This window comes from Streptomyces sp. NPDC001393, assembly GCF_053597455.1.
Genome location: NZ_JBSFIH010000017.1, coordinates 30,655 through 48,845 on the forward strand (window position 1 = coordinate 30,655; position 18,191 = coordinate 48,845).

The 18,191-nt window shown below is 67.6% G+C and carries 15 protein-coding genes and 1 pseudogene; 11 read left to right on the forward strand and 5 right to left on the reverse strand.

The annotated features are described in order from the left end of the window. Positions 1–80 precede the first annotated feature (80 nt). The 4 genes from ACWC2T_RS19930 to ACWC2T_RS19945 all read left to right on the forward strand — a co-directional run bounded on the left by ACWC2T_RS19930 (position 81) and on the right by ACWC2T_RS19945 (position 3,305). Complete coding sequence (locus ACWC2T_RS19930) at positions 81–1,052, forward strand: fumarylacetoacetate hydrolase family protein (protein ID WP_450671660.1); 972 nt, start codon at positions 81–83, stop codon at positions 1,050–1,052. Next, entirely contained in the window at positions 1,049–1,801 is a 753-nt protein-coding gene (locus ACWC2T_RS19935) for an SDR family NAD(P)-dependent oxidoreductase (RefSeq protein ID WP_450671661.1), read from the forward strand. Before ACWC2T_RS19930 ends, ACWC2T_RS19935 begins: the two co-directional genes overlap by 4 nt. A gap of 101 nt (positions 1,802–1,902) precedes the next feature. After that, positions 1,903–2,658: a CoA transferase subunit A gene (locus ACWC2T_RS19940; protein WP_450671662.1), complete on the forward strand. Its 756-nt coding sequence runs from the start codon at positions 1,903–1,905 to the stop codon at positions 2,656–2,658. Beyond that, positions 2,658–3,305 (forward strand): CoA transferase subunit B, encoded by a 648-nt coding sequence (locus ACWC2T_RS19945; RefSeq protein ID WP_450671663.1) that lies wholly within the window; start codon positions 2,658–2,660, stop codon positions 3,303–3,305. Before ACWC2T_RS19940 ends, ACWC2T_RS19945 begins: the two co-directional genes overlap by 1 nt. A gap of 908 nt (positions 3,306–4,213) precedes the next feature. Here ACWC2T_RS19945 and ACWC2T_RS19950 read toward each other — a convergent pair. Then, positions 4,214–4,819 (reverse strand): TetR/AcrR family transcriptional regulator, encoded by a 606-nt coding sequence (locus tag ACWC2T_RS19950; protein WP_450671664.1) that lies wholly within the window; start codon positions 4,817–4,819, stop codon positions 4,214–4,216. 149 nt (positions 4,820–4,968) lie between these two features. Between ACWC2T_RS19950 and ACWC2T_RS19955 the strand changes: the two genes are divergently transcribed. The 3 genes from ACWC2T_RS19955 (at position 4,969) to cydB (ending at position 8,571) form a co-directional block, all read left to right on the forward strand. Further along, complete coding sequence (locus ACWC2T_RS19955; RefSeq protein WP_450671665.1) at positions 4,969–5,601, forward strand: TetR-like C-terminal domain-containing protein; 633 nt, start codon at positions 4,969–4,971, stop codon at positions 5,599–5,601. Between the two features lie 377 nt (positions 5,602–5,978). Further along, the gene (locus ACWC2T_RS19960; RefSeq protein WP_450671666.1) at positions 5,979–7,553 is read left to right on the forward strand and encodes a cytochrome ubiquinol oxidase subunit I; all 1,575 of its coding nucleotides are present in this window, start codon (positions 5,979–5,981) and stop codon (positions 7,551–7,553) included. A gap of 13 nt (positions 7,554–7,566) precedes the next feature. Then, on the forward strand, positions 7,567–8,571 hold the full coding sequence (gene cydB, locus ACWC2T_RS19965; protein ID WP_450671667.1) for a cytochrome d ubiquinol oxidase subunit II: 1,005 nt from the start codon (positions 7,567–7,569) through the stop codon (positions 8,569–8,571). Between the two features lie 329 nt (positions 8,572–8,900). Here cydB and ACWC2T_RS19970 read toward each other — a convergent pair. Together ACWC2T_RS19970 and ACWC2T_RS19975 are read right to left on the reverse strand one after the other, a co-directional pair. Next, a pseudogene (locus tag ACWC2T_RS19970) lies at positions 8,901–9,077 on the reverse strand (transcriptional regulator); the annotation flags it as partial. A gap of 130 nt (positions 9,078–9,207) precedes the next feature. Further along, positions 9,208–11,574 (reverse strand): SpoIIE family protein phosphatase, encoded by a 2,367-nt coding sequence (locus tag ACWC2T_RS19975; RefSeq protein WP_450671668.1) that lies wholly within the window; start codon positions 11,572–11,574, stop codon positions 9,208–9,210. A 6-nt stretch (positions 11,575–11,580) separates the two neighbouring features. Here ACWC2T_RS19975 and ACWC2T_RS19980 point away from each other — a divergent pair, with 6 nt between their 5' ends. Continuing rightward, complete coding sequence (locus ACWC2T_RS19980; RefSeq protein WP_450671669.1) at positions 11,581–12,147, forward strand: zinc-binding dehydrogenase; 567 nt, start codon at positions 11,581–11,583, stop codon at positions 12,145–12,147. A gap of 118 nt (positions 12,148–12,265) precedes the next feature. On the opposite strand, the gene ACWC2T_RS19985 is transcribed toward ACWC2T_RS19980, so the two are convergent. After that, positions 12,266–13,279 carry a zinc-binding dehydrogenase gene (locus tag ACWC2T_RS19985; RefSeq protein ID WP_450671670.1) on the reverse strand — a complete coding sequence of 338 codons (1,014 nt, stop codon included), beginning with the start codon at positions 13,277–13,279 and terminating at the stop codon, positions 12,266–12,268. A gap of 471 nt (positions 13,280–13,750) precedes the next feature. Beyond that, positions 13,751–14,722 (reverse strand): helix-turn-helix domain-containing protein, encoded by a 972-nt coding sequence (locus ACWC2T_RS19990; protein ID WP_450671671.1) that lies wholly within the window; start codon positions 14,720–14,722, stop codon positions 13,751–13,753. A 234-nt stretch (positions 14,723–14,956) separates the two neighbouring features. On the opposite strand from ACWC2T_RS19990, the gene ACWC2T_RS19995 reads away from it, so the two are divergent. Genes ACWC2T_RS19995 through ACWC2T_RS20005 form a run of 3 tightly spaced genes read left to right on the forward strand, consistent with a single transcriptional unit; the run spans position 14,957 to position 18,166 of the window. After that, positions 14,957–16,081: a saccharopine dehydrogenase family protein gene (locus tag ACWC2T_RS19995; RefSeq protein WP_450671672.1), complete on the forward strand. Its 1,125-nt coding sequence runs from the start codon at positions 14,957–14,959 to the stop codon at positions 16,079–16,081. Next, complete coding sequence (locus ACWC2T_RS20000; RefSeq protein WP_450671673.1) at positions 16,078–17,304, forward strand: thiolase family protein; 1,227 nt, start codon at positions 16,078–16,080, stop codon at positions 17,302–17,304. The genes ACWC2T_RS19995 and ACWC2T_RS20000 overlap by 4 nt, the downstream gene beginning before the upstream one ends. Before the next feature lie 31 nt (positions 17,305–17,335). Then, the gene (locus ACWC2T_RS20005; protein ID WP_450671674.1) at positions 17,336–18,166 is read left to right on the forward strand and encodes an enoyl-CoA hydratase/isomerase family protein; all 831 of its coding nucleotides are present in this window, start codon (positions 17,336–17,338) and stop codon (positions 18,164–18,166) included. Positions 18,167–18,191 lie beyond the last annotated feature (25 nt).

The following is an 18,191-nucleotide window of genomic DNA, read 5'->3' on the forward strand; positions in this document are numbered from 1 at the left end:
GGAGCGCAGCGACGGTCGGCTTTGTCCGCCCATAGCGCCTCCGGGCCCGCGCGCCCGCACTCCCTCCGACAGGAGCCCCCATGCGCCTCGCCACATACGAGTACCGCAGCCGCCGCCATGTGGCCGTCCTCGACCAGGACGGCACGCTCCACCCCCTGCCCGATGTCAGCTCACTCACCGACCTGCTCGCCGAGGGAGGCAGCCTACGCAACCTGCTGGCTGCAGGCTCCGTGACGCAGGACGTCCCGGCCGGCCCGCACGTCTCCGAGGTGCGGCTGCTCGCGCCGCTCCAGCCGCCCACCGTGCGGGACTTCGTCACCTTCGAGGAGCACGTCGAGGGTGTACGGCGGGCCATCGACGGCGCCACCGGGGTGCCCGAGCAGTGGTACGCCGCCCCCACCTTCTACTTCACCAATCCCTACGCGGTCTTCGGCCCGTACGACGACATCCCCGTACCCCCGGGATCGAGCGTTCTGGACTTCGAACTCGAGGTCGCCGCAGTCATCGGGGTCGAAGGCCACGACCTCACCCCCGAACAGGCCCGCGACCACATCGTCGGCTACACGATCTTCAACGACTGGTCCGCCCGCGACCTGCAGTCCGCCGAGATGAAGATCGGCCTCGGCCCCTGCAAGGGGAAGGACACCGCCACCACGCTCGGACCGTACCTGGTCACCGCCGACGAGCTGGAACCCTTCCGCGACCCGGACGGCTTCCTGCGTCTGGCCCTGACCGCCGAGGTCAACGGCGAGGTCGTCGGCAAGGACCTACTGTCGAACATGAGCTGGACCTTCGAGGAGATGGTCGCCTACGCCTCCCGTGGCACCCGCGTCGTTCCCGGTGACGTCCTCGGCTCCGGCACCTGCGGCAACGGTGGCTGCCTGGCAGAGCTGTGGGGCTTGCGTGGCGAGCAGACGCCGCCCCCGCTGAAACCGGGCGACGTCGTCACCCTCACGGTGGAGGGCATCGGCACCGTCTCCAACACCGTCGTGCCCGGACCCGAACCCGTCGCCCTGCCGGTCGGCAGGCGCCGCTCGCGAGAGCGGCCGTGAGCGAACTCCACAGCAAGCGGCTGCTCGGCAAGGTCGTCGTCATCACCGGAGCAGCCCGCGGCCAGGGGGCGGCCGAGGCCGATGCCCTCACGAGGGAAGGCGCGCGTGTCATCGCCACCGATGTGACAGGAGCCCCCGGCTGCCGCCGGCTCGACGTCACCAGCGACAAGGAATGGGCCGAACTCGCCGCCGAACTGAAGGAGGCGTACGGCCAGGTTCACGGCCTGGTCAACAACGCGGGCATCACCTGGCGCGCCCGCATCGGCGACGTGCGCACCGAAGACTTCCACCGCGTCCACGCCGTCAACGTCACCGGCCCGCTGCTCGGCATCCAGCACCTCGCCCCGCTGATGCCACTCGGCTCCTCCATCGTCAACGTCGGTTCCTCCGCCGCTCTCACCGGCCACTATCCGGTCGCCTACACGGCCAGCAAGTGGGCCTTGCGGGGCCTGTCGAAGACCGCGGCGCTCGAACTCGGGCCCCGGGGCATCCGGGTCAACATCATCCACCCCGGATACATCGAGACCGAGATGACCGCCTCCGCCGCACCCGCCTTCCGTGAGGCGAACATCCGCGAGACGCCCCTGGGGCGGACCGGCACGGTCGACGAGGTCACTCCCCTGGTCGTCTTCCTGCTGTCCGACGACTCGTCCTTCATCACCGGCGCCGAGATCGCCGTCGACGGTGGGCTCACCGCGCACGGCGGCGTCAAGTCCGTCTCGGACGCGCTGCAAGCGGAGGGCCCGTGAAACGGCCGGACCGGAAAGCAACTCCGGCTCCCGACTCGTCGTCAGCGACAGCTGGTCGACCGCTCGGCCGGCCCTTCCCACTGAAAGGAACAGGCAACACCGTGGACAAGGTCATCGCCAGCGCCGCCGAGGCGGTCGGCGACATTCCCGACGGCGCTTCGCTCGCCGTCGGGGGATTCGGCCTCTCCGGCATCCCCGGCGCCCTCATCGAGGCCCTCCATGCGCAGGGCACGTCGGGCCTGCGGGTCGTCTCCAACAACTGCGGTGTCGATGGGCGGGGCTTGGGCGTGCTGCTCGCTTCCGGTCGCATCAGCCGGGTCACCAGCTCGTACGTGGGTGAGAACAAGGAGTTCGCCCGCCAGTACCTGAGCGGGGAACTGGAGGTGGAGCTGACGCCCCAGGGCACCCTCGCCGAACGCCTGCGAGCCGGCGGGGCCGGAATTCCCGCCTTCTACACCCCGGCAGGCGTGGGAACCCAGGTCGCACGCGGCGGACTGCCCTGGCGGTACGCCCCCGACGGCTCCGTCGCCGTCGCCTCCCCGCCCAAGGAGATCCGCGAGTTCGGCGGCCGCGCGTACGTGCTGGAGCACGGCATCACCACCGACTTCGCCCTCGTACGTGCTTGGCGTGGCGACCACCACGGAAACCTGGTCTTCCGCCGCGCCGCCGCCAACTTCAACCCGCTCGCCGCCATGGCCGGCCGCGTCACCGTCGCCGAGGTCGAGGAACTGGTCGAACCCGGCGAACTCGCCCCCGACATGGTCCACCTGCCCGGTGTCTTCGTACAGCGGATCGTGGAGTTGACGTCGGCGCAAGCAGCCGACAAGCACATCGAGAAGAGGACGGTACGTTCCTGATGCCCTGGACCCGCGACCAGATGGCCGCCCGCGCCGCCGCCGAACTCACCGCCGGCTCCTACGTCAACCTCGGCATCGGCCTGCCCACCCTCATCCCCGACCACCTCCCACCCGGCGTGCACGTCGTCCTGCACTCCGAGAACGGCATCCTCGGCACCGGCCCCTACCCGTACGACGACGAGGTCGACCCCGACCTGATCAACGCCGGCAAGGAAACCGTCACCGTGCTGCCGGGAGCCTCCTTCTTCGACTCCGCGCTGTCCTTCGGCATGATCCGCGGCGGCCACATCGGCACCGCCGTACTCGGCGCCATGCAAGTCTCGGAACACGGCGACCTCGCCAACTGGATGATCCCCGGCAAGATGGTCAAGGGCATGGGCGGCGCCATGGACCTCGTCCACGGCGCCCGACGCGTCATCGTCCTCATGGAACACACCGCCAAGGACGGCACCCCGAAGATCCTCAAGGAGTGCACCCTCCCCCTCACCGGCGAGGCCTGCGTCCACCGCGTCATCACCGACCTCGGCGTCCTCGACATCACCGACACCGGCCTCGCCCTCGTCGAAACCGCGCCGGGCGTCACCGTGGACCACGTCGCAGCGCACACCGGTGCCCCCTTGCGCCTCGACAGCCTGTCGGCTGCTTGATGACGACGAACGAGCCGCCGAATCCGGTGAACTCCCGCCCCACCAGACCCGCGCGGGACTGGCCTGCCTGCGCGACATCATCGCTGACCGCAGCCGGCCACCACTGATCTGGACCCGCCCGGACGGCTACACGTTCGGCTCGGACCCGGCCGATCCAGGCATACGAGGTCGCGATCAATCCGGGAGAAGCTCACCGGGATCCGCCGGTTCATCACCGGCGTCGTCTCCCCACACGCCGTCCTGCAACCCGAAGGACGGCGGGTCAAACACCTGAACACCCAGCTCAGTTCCGTCGAGTCCACCCTCGACGTGATCGCCACTGCATCGAAGCCACGGGCGGCCGTCCTGTAGCAGCGCCCTTCGCGTTTGGTGCGCGCCTCCTGATCCTCCCCACCGCCCCAGTGACCCATCAGCTCGCCGGGTCGGGGGTCCCAGGCGCGAAGCGTCCGCCTCCGGTAGGCGCTCTCCTTGAGTTCGCCAATGTCTTCGTCAGGAGTTCCACATCCCCGCCGTGGAGCTCGGCAGGGCCGCGGTACGGTCCGACTCGGAGGCCGTGCGCATGGGGACCATGCACCGTTTCAAGGGTCTTGAATTCCAGCGGGTGTTTGACCTCCGTGGGCGAAGGGCAGGTGCCGCACCAGCGCATCGAGCGGCACAGGATGACGAATCCCGACCGGTACAAGCAGGAAGAGCAAAAAGGCCCCTTCCCTCGTGTTCGTGGCTGCCACGCGCGCCCGCGACGAGCTCGTCGTCACGTGGAGCGGCAGAGCCAACCGGTTCCTTCCGACCGACGCGGACAGGACGGCTTACCGAGCCGCGGATCTGCTCAGAAACGATGGCCCGCCGTCCGGATCGGCCGCTGCTTAATCGCGGATGTGCTGTATCAGGTTGCTGCTTACCCCTCAGGGTCAGGTGGTCAGGGACGGCATGACCACCGAGTCCAGATAGTGGAGCAGGAACGCCCGGTCCGGTGGCCGGTTGGCCACCAGTGGCCGGGCCACCAAGGCACCAATCAATACGTACGGCACGTACTGCAGTGCCGGGCAGTCCGCTCGTACCTCACCCCGGGCCACCGCTCGTCGGAGGATCGCCGCGAGGCCGGCGGGGTCGGGGTCGACGATCAGGTTCTGCAGGGCCCGCAAGAGGTCGGGGTGGGCGTGGACGGCGTGGATCAGGCCGCGGACCAGGGCGGCTTCTCTGTGGAGTTGCTCGTCGTCGAGCTGTTCGATCACCGCGCGCAGGTCGCCTCGGAGGGAACCTGTGTTGATGTCGCCGACGACTTTGCCCTTGGTCCGGCGCAGTGCCTCGGCCACCAGTTCCGGCTTGCTCGACCATTGGCGGTAGAGCGTGGCCTTGCTGCAGCGGGTGCGGGTCGCCACCGCGTCCATGGTCAGGGCCTCGTAGCCGACCTCGCGGAGGAGGTCGAGGACGGTGGCGAAGAGCTCCTCCTCGCGTTCCGGGCTGATGCGGCTGCGGCGCGTGCGTGGCGCGGTGGCCTGGTCCGTCGCTGTCATCCGCGGCACCTCGTTCGAGCTTCGAGCGAAACGGTTTCGCACGCGCATACGGTAACCTAGGCTACGGTGAATACGAAACCGTTTCGGTCGCATAATAGGGCATGGATCCTGAGTCGTGGGCCGTCTCGGGGATGAGGGGAGAGCCAGTCATGGCAGCCATCGCGTCGCCGGTCCCGGCGGAACCCGGCCCCGCCAAACCGGGCCGCCCCCGCGACACCACCGCCGACGACCGCATCCTCCGTGCCGTCGTCGACGAACTCTCCGACCATGGTGTCGCCGGCTTCCGGATCAACAACGTCGCCGCCCGCGCCAAGGTCGCCAAGCGCACCCTCTACAGCCGTTGGACCGAGCGGGACGAGCTCATCATCGCGGGGCTCAACACCCTCGCCCTCGACCTCGTCCCGCCCCGCACCGGCAGTCTCGTCGGCGACCTCAACGCCCTCTACGACGACATCGCCGACGCCCTCGACAGCCCACGCTGGCTCATCGCCGCCCGCTGTTCCTTCGAGCTGCCCGACCATCCCGAGCTGTACGCGAGGTTCCAGCGCGACTGCATCGACAAGCCCCTCGCCGTCGTCGAGGACGTCCTGCGGGACGCACAACTCCGCGGTGAACTGCGCGCCAGCATCGACCGTTCCGTGGCCGCCGAGACCTTCACCGGTTCCATCGCGGGGTACAGCTCGCACATTGCCCGGCTCCGCGGGGTCAGCGCGTACGGTGTCCGCGCGCAGTTCCTCGACATGTTCCTGCACGGGCTGCGCGCCCACGACCCTCGCGAATGAGCCTCCGGACCGCCGTGGAGGCCGAACTTGACACCCCACACCGACAGCCACGCGCCGGACGTGTCACACCACTCCTCCATCAGGTCGAGCCGGGGAGGTGTTCCGTGAGGAGCTCTGCTCCGTCCACCGAGGGCCTCCGACTTGCCCGTCGACAGGGCAGGTCCGCTTCGACTCTCCGACGGACTCGGTGTAAGCGTCTCCGAGGTCCTCCTGTGGCTCCTCGGAAGTTGGGCCCCCTCCCCGATCCCAAACAGGCGGTACGAGATAAGGCCTTGTGAATGTGATCGCGTTCACAAGCGTGATGGTTCCTCCTGAAATCGGTGGGATCAACGGGGCAATCCTCTGCTGCGACTACGGCAATGTAAGGAGAAGATGCAGTGGATCTGGCTTTGGCGCCGGAGACCTTGGCGCGATGGCAGTTCGGTATCACCACCGTCTACCACTATCTTTTCGTCCCCTTGACGATATCTTTGGCCGCCCTCACCGCCGGCCTGGAGACCGCCTGGGTGCGCACGGGTAAAGAAAAGTACTTCCACGCCACGAAGTTCTGGGGGAAGCTCTTTCTGATCAATATCGCGATCGGTGTCGCCACGGGCATCGTGCAGGAGTTCCAGTTCGGCATGAACTGGTCGGACTACTCAAAGTTCGTCGGCGACGTCTTCGGCGCTCCGCTCGCGATGGAGTCGCTGATCGCCTTCTTCTTCGAGTCCACCTTCATCGGCCTGTGGATCTTCGGCTGGGACAAGCTGCCCAAGAAGATCCACCTGGCCTGTATCTGGATGGTCTCGCTCGGCACGATCCTGTCCGCGTACTTCATCCTCGCGGCCAACTCCTGGATGCAGCACCCCCTCGGTTACCACATCGACAAGACCACGGGGGTGGCCCACCTCAACAGCATCTGGCAGGTCCTCTTCCAGGACACGGCGGTGTTCCAGTTCGCGCACACCCTCTCCTCCGCCTTCCTGACCGGCGGCGCCTTCATGATCGGCATCGCCAGCTACCACCTCTGGAAGATCAAGAAGAAGAAGGCCGCAGGGGAGGACGTCGACCGCAAGAAGACGGTCACCCTGCGCACCTCGCTGCGGCTGGGCCTTGTCGTCACCATGATCGCGGGCGTGCTGGTCGCCCTGTCCGGCGACTCCCTGGCCAAGGTGATGTTCAAGCAGCAACCGATGAAGATGGCCGCGGCCGAGGCGCTGTGGGAGACCCAATGTCCGGCCCCGTTCTCCATCTTCTCGGTCGGCGATGTGACCAAGGGCCACAACTCCGTCGAGATAGAACTTCCCGGTCTGCTGTCCTTCCTGTCCGACCGCAACTTCAGCAGCTGTGTCCCCGGCATCAACGAGACCGCCACGGCCGAGGCCGAGAAGTACGGTGGTGCCCCCGAGGACTACATCCCCAACCTCTTCATCACCTATTGGGGCTTCCGCCTGATGATCGGCATCGGGCTCACCGCGGCCGTCGCCGCGGGTGCCGGATTCTGGCTGACCCGGAAGAAGAAGTGGCTGCTGCCGGAGCATCAGGCCGCCGAGGACGACGTGCCCAAGCTGATGCTCACCAACAAGAGAGAGTTGGGGCCGACCCTCACGCAGTGGGGCTGGCGCTTCGGCATGGCGTCGCTGATCTTCCCCTTCGTCGCCAACTCCATCGGCTGGGTCTTCACCGAGATGGGCCGTCAGCCCTGGGCTGTCTACGGTCTGTTCAAGACCGCGGACTCGGTCTCCCCCGGTGTCAGCCAGACCGAGATGGCAATCTCGCTCGGGGCCCTCACCCTGCTGTACGCCGTGCTGTTCTGGATCAACGTACGGCTGATGAAGAGGTACGCCGTCAAGGGCCCCGACACCAACGAGCAGCCGCCTGCCAAGGATCCGACGCTGCGCGGGCCTCGGGGAGACGACGCCGACGACGGCTCCCACGACGACTCCGACAAACCCTTGAGCTTCGCGTACTGAGAGGAGATGCGCCATGGGCCTCAACGACTTCTGGTTCCTTCTGATCGCCGTCCTGTGGACCGGCTACTTCTTCCTGGAAGGGTTCGACTTCGGGGTCGGCATCCTGACCAGGTTGCTCGCGCGCGACCGGACTGAGCGCCGCGTACTGATCAACATCATCGGACCGGTGTGGGACGGCAACGAGGTCTGGCTGATCACCGCGGCCGGCGCGATGTTCGCCGCGTTCCCGGCCTGGTACGCGACGTTCTTCAGCAGTTTCTACCTGTTGCTGGTCCTCGCTCTGCTGCTGCTGATCGTGCGGGTGTTGGCCTTCGAATACCGGCACAAGCGGCCGGAAGAGAGCTGGCAGCGCAACTGGGAGCTGGCGCTGTTCGCCAGCTCGCTGCTGCTGCCGTTCCTGTGGGGAACGATGTTCGCCAACATGGTGCGGGGCGTACCGATCAACTCCCAGCAGGATTTCGCCGGTTCGTTCGCTGACCTGCTGAACTGGCCTGCATTGCTCGGTGGTCTCGCCTTCGTCGCGCTGTGCACCGTGCACGGGGCGGTGTTCACCGCGCTGAAGACGGTGGGCGACATCCGGGTACGGGCGCGTACGTTTGCCACCAAAGCCACCGTGGTCACTCTGCTTCTGGGAGGCGGGTTGCTGACCTGGATCCAGGCGGAGCGCGGGACGGCGTGGACCGCGGTGGCCCTTGCCGTGGCAGTCGTCGGGCTTCTTGGCACGCTCGCGATGAACGCCAAGGCGCGGGAAGGATGGGCGTTCAGCTTCACCGGGGTCGCCATCGCGTCCGTGGTGGCGGCGATCTTCCTGGCCCTTGCGCCGGACCTCATGCCCTCCTCACTCAACGACGCGTGGAACCTGACGATCGACAACTCGGCCTCGGGTCCGTACACACTGAAGGTGATGACCTGGGTCGCCGTCATCATGCTGCCGCTGGTGCTGCTCTACCAGGGGTGGACCTACTGGGTGTTCCGCAAGCGGATCGGTCCCCAACACATTCCCGCCGACGCCCACTGAGCCCGAGAATGCCGCACGCATAGTCCGTTGCCGCAGGTCAGGCCGTCTCGACTGGCTATAGAGCCCCTTGATGACCGAGTTGGCCCAACTGGCTCACCAGCTGGCAGGGCTGCCGGGCCTGCCCCGCGCAAAGGAGGAACTAGTCTTCTGAGTCAGGAATTCTGTTCAGATGTGTCGGCTTGCCGGGTAACACGGGCTGGGCGGCCGATGGCCGAGTTGACGCCGTCGGATGAAGAACGGTCTGCGCTGGAAGGGTGGGTGCGGCGTCGTTCGACGCCGCAGGCGTGGGCCTTGCGGTGCCGGATCATCCTGGCCTCAGCAACCGGCGCGTCGAGGCGCGTGTAGTAGGCCACGGACACGCCGGCCAGCTGGGCCAGCTCCTCACGGCGCAGGCCGGGCACCCGCCGATAGCGGCCGTGGTCGACAAGCCCCACGTCACTGGGTTTGAGTCGGGCGCGGCGGCCGCGCAGGAATTCGCTCAGCTCGGCACCGCGCTCCAGGCCCACCCGACGTCCACAGCGGGATCGGGCTCTTGGATTATGGGTTTCAGTATGAGCTGGCCTGGTAAGCGATTCCTGTCCCTGCCAGTGCCAGGAAACGCTTACTCGTACGGTCCGGAGGCGGACCTGGCAGCTCTTACTCCCATGCAAGCTCACGCGCGCCCAGTGCCTGTTCGGCCCAAATGATCTTGCCCGTCGGCGTGTACCGCGTGCCCCATCGCTCGGTCAGCCGGGCGACCAGGAACAGTCCGCGGCCGCCCTCGTCGTGCAGCCGGGCGCGGCGCAGGTGCGGGGCCGTGGTGCTACCGTCCGAGACCTCGCAGATCAGCGAACGGTCCTTGATCAAGCGCAGTCGGATCGGGCCGGAGCCGTAGCGGATCGCGTTCGTGACCAGTTCGCTCACGACCAGCTCTGTTGTGAACGTGGCCTCCTCCAGCCCCCACGCACTGAGCTGGTCATCAACCTGGCGCCGCGTGCCTGCCACGACAGCGGGGTCGCTGTTGAGCTCCCATTCGGCGACTTGGCCGTTGTCCAAGCCTCTGGTGCGCGCCATGAGGAGAGCGACGTCATCGCTGGTGGGGCGGGAGTGAAGCGTGTCCAGCACGGCGTCACACATGCTCTCGAGCGAAGCACTGGGGCGCCCCAGCACCGCTTTGAGCTCATCGAGACGCGCATCCACGTCCTGGTCGCGGGATTCGATCAGCCCGTCGGTGAAGAGCGCGAGGACGCTCCCATCAGGGACGGCGACTTCGGTCGCCTCGAACGGCAGGCTTCCCAGGCCGAGGGGTGGGCCGACAGCGAGGTCGACCACTTCGGCCTTGCCGCCGGGGCGCACGAGGATCGGAAGCGGGTGTCCGGCGGCGGCCATCGAGCACACGCGGGCGGCCGGGTCGTACACGACATAAAGGCACGTGGCTCCGACGGCGCCCGGCAGCGCATCGGTGCAGGTCTCATTCGTCGCGTGGGTCACCACGTCGTCGAGGTGGGTGAGCAGCTCATCCGGCGGGAGGTCGATGTCGGCGAGGGTGCGTACGGCCGTACGCAACTGCCCCATGGCGGCGGAGGCGGTGAGGCCGTGGCCCACCACGTCGCCGACGACCAGTCCGACCCGGGCACCCGGAAGGGGGATCACGTCGAACCAATCCCCTCCTACTTCCGCTCCGGCCCCGGCGGGCAGATAACGCGCCGTGGTCTCCACGGCCGAATGCGAGGTTGAACCATGCGGCAAAAGGGTGCGCTGCAGCGCCTCTGCTATGCCGTGCTCACGGGTGAACTGGCGGGCGTTGTCCAGACAGATCGCCGCACGGGCGATCAGGTCCTCGGTGACCGTGAGATCGTCGGCGGAGAAGGGCTCGTGCGCCGGTGCGTAGCGGAGGAACAGGGCCAGGCCCAGAGTGAGACCGCGCGCACGGATCGGTACAGCGATCAGCGAGTGGGGCTCGCCCCGGGGCAGGTCGGCCGTCGGTCCAGAGCCGTCACCGAACCAGCGGTCAATCTCCGAGGCTCCGACACGGAGGAGTTCGGCGCGGTCAGCGGTCAGACACCGGGCGATGCGTGAGGACTCGGGATGCACCGTCTCGACGGGTGCGGCCGGTTTCCCGCCGGCCTGCTCCGGAGGAGGGTCAGCACGGCGCAGCGCCACGGGGCCGGACAGGATGGGAGCGGGCAGATCTCCGTGAAATATGACCTCGCACAGATGGATGCTGACGGCGTCCGCGAAGCGTGGTACGGCAACCTTGATCACTTCCTGAGCGGTTCCCGTGACGTCCAGGCTCTCACCGATCCGCGTTCGCGCCTCGCTCATCAGCGCCAGGCGCTCCCTCGAACCGTATTGCTGCGAGTAGTCGTATGCCGCACAGCCCACCGCGCGCACTCGGCCGGCGGAGTCCCGCAGCGGGAAGAAGTCCGTGGCCCATGCATGGGCCTTCGTCTCACCCGGGACTTTCACAAACCTCTCTGTGGTCACTGGTTCGCCCGTCGCGACGACGCGGCGCACACGCCGGACATCTTCGGCGGTAGCAACCCCTGGCCCCGCCTCGGTCATGAGCCGTGCACGGACGTCCTCCTCGCTCAGCCCCATGAGCTGGCACATCGCTTCGTTGCTCCTCAGAACACGGGACTCACCGTCAGTGATCGAAAGCGCGAGCGGGAACTGATCGAACAGCCAGGACGTCAGCGCGTTGTCTGGCGCCTGCTCCTCCGCCCCGAGATCTGCCGTCACCAGGAACCCAACGCGCTGATCCTCTACCGTCAGCGCAGTGATCTGCGTCGGCGCGTCGAAGGTGTGGCCGTCCTTGTGCCGAGGTACTCCGTCAGCCGTGTACAGATCCGCCAGTTCCAGACCAAGGGCTTCCTGCCGGGACCATCCCCACAGCGCCTGAGCACCGGCGCTCCATTGAGTCACCGCACCTCTGCCGTCCGTGGCGAGGACAGCATCCACTGAACGTGCTGCCGCCAGCACTGTCGGAGAGAGCCGACCGGATGCCGTGGTGTCTTCCGTCATAGCGCCTTGCCTGCGTCGGGGCCGCCGGGAGCGGCCACCCCCATCGTCATCCAGGGCGCTGACCCTGGCAAGGCAAGCTGCCAGGGCCAGTCGCCGGCTCGCGACCAGGCCCACGGGTGTGGAAGAGACCCTTCCCGACCGTTCAGCCCGTGGTCGTCACTGCCTTGGGCAGGCAATCTCGACTCGGCCGACCCCGACTTCGAGCAGAAGGTTCTCGCCGCCACCGCGGGCGAGGGCCTGGAGGTTGCCTTTGACTTCGCCGGAGCCACCCCGGTACGGAGCCAGGCACTGAGCGTCCTGGCCCAGGGAGGCAAATTGGTTCTGGTGGGCCTGAGCGGTCGTCCCTTCACGGTCGAGGACAGCACCGCCTTCCAGCAGAAGCAGCTACAGATCGTGGGGCACTTCGGTGCGCAGGACGGTGCGATCGCCGACCTGATCCGGCTGGAGGCGAACGGGCGCATCGAATTCTCCCGCTCGGTCTCCGACGTCCTGCCGTTGGAGGAGGCGGCCGACGCGGTCGAGCGTCTGCTGAGCAAGAAAGGCGACCCCATCCGCCTGCTGCTGCGTCCCTGAAACACGGTCAGGAGACCACGAGTGCTTCCGCGTCCCCGCCCGACAGCCACATGGCCGACGGGCGGGGACACGAAGCGTTCACATCGATGCTTGCGTCGGGCGTCGCCGTGCGGCTGGCTCACGGCCTGAGGATCAGACGCAACGGAGCACCCTCCTTGGTGTGCAGACGTTCCACTGCGGTGGCCGCCTCCTCCAACGGCAGGACGTCGGTGATGGACCGGGAGAAGTCGAGCCGTCCTGCGCCGACGAGATCGACGAGCTGTGGCACGGCGTCGAGTGCGGTGCCGAAGTGTCCGCGGATCTCGTGCTTCATGTAACTGAAGGCAGTGCTGTCGTTCACGATGATCGGCCGGCCGGAGAGCCCCACCAGGATGAGACGGCCCCCGGCCGCCAGGACGCTCAGCGCCTGCTCGTGCACGGGGGTGACACCGGCGAAGTCGAAGGCCGCGTTCAGCGCCCGGCCTCCTGTGCGGGCCAGCAGCTTCTCCTTGAACTGCGGGTCGCCGGGGTCGAGGGCCAGATCCGCACCCAGGTCGAGTGCCCGCTGGCGAGCGGCAGCGACAGGATCGACCGCGACGATGGGCAGGGCACCGACAGCCCGCAGCAACTGCACAGCATGGGCTCCCAGGCCTCCCACGCCCCACACACCGATGGCTTCCCCAGGCCGGACAGCAGCGGTTCGGACAACGGCGTCCCACGGTGTCGACACCGCATCGGGGATGATGGCCGCCTGCTCGAACGGAATGGAGTCCGGAAGTACGAACACGGACTCCACGGTCGCAAGAGCGTATTCAGCCCAGCCTCCGTCGTAGTCCACTCCGCGGGTGTGCATCTGTCCGTCCTTGACGTCCCCCGCTTGAAGAACAACCCGCTGGCCCACGACGAGGGGGCCGGTGCCGGTACCGAGTTCGACGATCGTGCCGGAGACCTCGTGCCCGATGGTGACCGTATCGCCCTGAAGGTGGGGCGGGCGGCCGAGCGTACCGTCGATGAAGTGCACGTCAGACATGCACACGCCGGCCGCGGCGACCTTGATGAGGACTTGCCCGGCGCCGGGCGTCGGCCTGGGAACCTCCTCGATCGTGAGCGTGTGCGTGGGGAGATGCAGGCGTGCGGCTCGCATGAGATCCATTGACGTGCTCTTCCTTCTGAACAGCCTCTTCGCCGGCATGATCGAGCCGGGCACCGATCAGATCTACAGCGCGCCGACAGGACTGTGCGTACGTGTGTGCCATCAGGCGGCACAGTGTTCACAGATCGTCCCGGGCACCCTCTCTGTCGCCCTGGGTGAGACATCCCGATTTATCGGGTTAGCCTTGAGAGGGCACGACAGGAGAAGCCACCAGTTCGACCACCGGCGGGACGCTCTCGCTGTCCCGCCGAGAGTCTCCTTCGTTCGCTGCCGTCCCTGCACTGGCTCGACGCGAAGGGTGTCTGCGTGTGGTGACTGTCCACGAGAGTGGACGCCAACCAGCCCACGTGATATTCGGAATGGTCGCCCTGAGCGAGGTGGCGCCACGGAGCGGCCCCCCGAGTCGGTGGGAGGATCAGCGCAATCCTGCTACCCACTGGGCTCGCCTCGGCAGGGCGGTGTGCCTCGGAATCAGCCGTTGTCCGTGCCGGTCCAGCTGTGCTGGCCCCGGAGCAAGACGCTGCTGGGTGTCACGCCGAATGCCTGCTTGAAGGCTGTGCTGAAGTGGCCCATGTTGCTGAAGCCCCAGCGGAAGGCAACGTCGGTGACCGTCGTGCCGCCATGCGCACGTGAGAGGTCCCGGTAGCAGGCCTTCAGGCGACGCTCCCGGATCCAGCGACCTACTGTTACGCCCGTACCGGCATGGGCGAGATGCAGCGTGCGGACGGAGATGTCGAACGCCTCGGCGATGGAGGAAGCGCAAAGGTCCGGATCATCCAGGTGATCCTCGATGTACCGGCGGGTCCGTCTGACCAGCGCCTCGCGGGCGCTGCTGGAAACAGGCTGTTCCGGAGCAGGAACGAGGGCCGTTTCGAGGGTGTCGAAGAAGGTCTGGGAGGCGATGGCCAGATCCGTGTCGGACAGGTGGTCGAACTCGCGCGTGATGGCCTGTAGCTGAGCGGCAGCGATCGAGGCGAGCCCTGACCCTGGCCGCACGGACACGACACCGCCGGTGCGGGAGGCACTTCCGGCAATCGCCTGGGGCAGCCGCTCGCGGGGCAGGAGCAGGTACAGCTCACGGTGGTCCCCCACGGCCTCGAAGTCGTGGGCCAGTTCACTGTCCCAAACCAGCAGGTCGCCGGGACCGAGTTCGACCTCGCTGCCGCCGACGTACCGGCACATCAGCCGTCCGGAGAGGTTCACGAGGACACCCACGAGCGGGCCCTCGCTCGCGGCGGCCTGTCGGCCGGCGATTCGGCCGCTGCGGAGCTCTCCGACGGTCAGCTGGTCCAGCCTCCGGTACCGCACCGACACGCCGAAGGGTTCGGTCTCTGAGAACGACAGTGCCCAGCCCAGGTGCAGCTGGGACATCTTGCTGCTCCAGGCGTCCAGGACGTGATCTTGTGCGGACCCGTGGGTTGACCAGGTCAGGGCTGCTGTCATACGCCATCACCTTCGCCGGCGGATGAATCGAGTGAAACCCGTTCCGCCGGGTCTTGACAAGCGCCCGTGCCGTCTGACGGACCAGCCGTCGGGCGTGGGATGCACGAATGCGGAACCCGGAGTGCGCTCTCACGGAAGCACGGTGGCCGGATGTTGCCCAGAGTTTGCCGCAACGTAAAAAGCGTAGAGCCGCGGCGCCACGGCGCCTCGACTCGTCACGGAAGGGAAGCAGCCGTGAGCGATCGCCGACCGGTTGTCATCTATGGAGCCAGCGGCTACACCGGCCGCCTGGTGGCCGAATACCTGCGCGAGTACAGCATTCCGTTCGTGGCAGCCGGCCGGAACAAGGCCAGGCTGCAGGAAATCATGAACGCCGTCCCGGGCATCGAGACGGCCGACTACGAAATCGCCGAGGTCGACGGCTCCGTCGAGTCCCTGGCCGCGCTCTTCGAAGGCAGGAAAGTCGTCTGCAACACGGTCGGCCCCTTCCTGCGGCACGCGCCCGCAGTACTCGAGGCCGCGCTGCGCGCCGGCTGTCACTATCTCGACACCGCCGGTGAGCAGTCCCACCAGCTCGCGGTCCTGGACGAGTGGGGCCCGAAGTACGCAGCAGCCGGACTTGCCGTGTCCACCGCCGTCTCCATGCAGTACGCGGTTCCCGACATCGTCGCCCGCATCGTCCTGGAGACCCCCGGCATCGACACGCTTGAGATCGGCCAGTACACCCGGAACATCCCGACGGTCGGATCGACGCAGTCGATGTTCGACGTGATCCGCAAGGACGCCTACTACCTGGAAGACAACGTCCTCAAGAAGTACGACGGCATCGTCCAGCAGGACATGGTCGTGCCCGGCACCACCCTGGTGGTCCCCGGCCTGAACTGGGGCGGCACCGCCATGCCGGTGTTCTTCCGGGACGACCGCCGCGTACGCAACTGCCGCATGTTCGTGGCGATGCAAAACGAGAAGGGTGACATCCCCCAGCGGGTACGCGAAGCGGAGCGCATGTTCAAGGTCCTCTTCCAGTGGCTGCCCGAGGAGAAGCTCTACCCGGCGCTCGACAAGGTGGCTGCCACCATGACGCCGAATACACCGGCCCGTGAGAACCGGCAGGTGAATCGTTCGGTCGACTGGTGCACGGGCCGCGGCAACAACGTCACGGCACGGGCGGTCATCCACGGCACGTCCGGCTACCAGATCACCGGCCTGATCCAGGCCTACGCCGCGATGCGGCTGCTGGGCAACACCTTCAACGGGGTCGGGTTCCGCTCGCCCGCGCAGTTGGTGGGACACCGTGAGCTCATGGGGGCTCTGGAGGCGTACGGGCTGGCGCGTGTGACCGAGGAGAGCGCGGCGTGACCAGCAGCTCACAGGTGTGGGTCGCCGGGGTCGGTATGACCCGGTTCGGGGTCCGGCCGGAGGTCTCGGTCAAGGATCTGACCCGGGAGGCGGTGACCGAGGCGCTGGCCGACGCCGGTGCCGCACTGGGCGCCGTGGAGGCCGCGTACTTCGGCAACACCTGCCAGGGCGTGCTCGAGGGGCAGGTCGTGGTCGGCGGCCAGATGGCGCTGCGCTCGATGGGCTTCGAGCGCATCCCGGTGATCAATGTCGAGAACGCGTGTGCCACCGGTGCCACCGCGTTGCACCAGGCGATCATGCATGTGCGCTCCGGCGCGGCCGATGTCGTGCTCGCGGTCGGCGCCGAGAAGCTGAGCATCGGCGACAAGCGCAAGGCACTCGGGGTGTTCGACGGCGGCATGGACGTCTCGGACCCCGAGGGGGTACGCGCCCTCCTGACCGAACTCGGCGGCGAGCTTCCGGACGACGGCAAGCCGCGCAGCGTGTTCATGGACTACTACGCGGCACTCGCCCGGGCGCACATGGACGCCTTCGGCACGACCCAGAAGCAGCTCGCGGTCATCTCCGAGAAGAACCACGCGCACGCGGTGCACAACCCGCTCGCGCACTTCCGCGAGGAGATGTCGGCGGCGGACATCCTCGCGGCCCGGCCCGTCGTGGGGCCGCTCACGGTTCCGATGTGTGCACCGCTCACCGACGGAGCGGCGGCGGCCATCGTCTGCAACGCCGCAGGCCTGCGACGGCTGGCCGCCCGGCAGCCGATCCGGGTGCTGGCCGCGGTACTGGGCACGGGAACGGTGCGTCCTCTCTCGGCCTGGGACCGCTCGGCCACCCGGCTCGCCGCCGGGCGGGCCTACGAGCAGGCAGGCGTCGGGCCGCAGGACGTGTCGGTGGCTGAGGTCCACGACGCGTCGGCGTTCGGCGAACTGCTGCAGACCGAGCTGATGGGGTTCTGCGAGATCGGCGCCGGCGGCGAGTTCGCGGAGTCCGGCGCCACCCGGCTCGGCGGCCGCCTGCCCGTCAACCCGTCCGGAGGCCTGGAGTCCAAGGGCCACCCCATGGGCGCCTCCGGGCTCGCGCAGATCCACGAACTCGTCCACCAGCTCCGCGGCACATGCGGAGCCCGCCAGGTGCCTGGCGCCCGTATCGCCCTCGCCGAAAACGGCGGCGGCCTCTACGCCGGCGAGGAAGCCGCCGCCGCGATCACCATCCTCGGCATCTGACCGTCCACCCGCACCAACCCAGGAGTCAGCGATGACCTATCAGACCCTCGACGTCCGGCGTGACGGCCGGATCCTCTACGTCGACTTCAACCAACCGCCCGTGAACCTGATGAACTTCCAGATGGTCGGCGAGCTGTTCGATCTCGGTGGGTCCCTCGCCTTCGACCGGGAGACGGCGGTGGTGGTCTTCGGCAGTGCCGACCCGGAGTTCTTCATCGCCCACTTCGACCTGGGCGACATTCTGCGGATGGACAGCGACCCATCGGTTCCGCAGAGCCGCTACGACGACATCAACGCCCTGCAGGCTCTGACGACCATGTGGCAGAACCTGCCGCAGGTGACCATCTGTGTGGTCGACGGGATCTGCCGCGGCGCCGGACTGGAGTTCCTGCTCGCGACGGATCTGCGGTTCGCCACACCGGAGAGCCGGTTCTGCCTGCCCGAGACGAGCGGCGGCATCCTCCCGGCCGGCGGCGGTACGACACGGCTGGCCATGCAGATCGGCCCGGCCCGCGCCCGTGAGGTGATCCTCCAGGCCCGTGATTTCACCGGGGAGGAGGCCGCAGCCTACGGAATCGTCAGCCGCGCGCTGCCGCGCGAGGAGTTGAACGCCTACACCGACACCCTGGCACGCGACATCGCCAAGCGCCCGGCGAGCACGATCGCCGCGGTGAACGAGGTGTTCAAGAACGTCTACGGCGCCCTGGCCGACGCCCAGTTCGCCGGCTTCGCGGCGGAGAACACCGCGCTGAGGGAACTCCTCCAGGTCCCCGGCACCAAGGAGGGGCTCCAGACGATGGCGGGCCTGCAGGACGCCGAGCACGAACGGAATCTTCCCGCTGCGATCACCTCCGCGCAGTGACACCAGCCGCAGGAAACACTCGGAT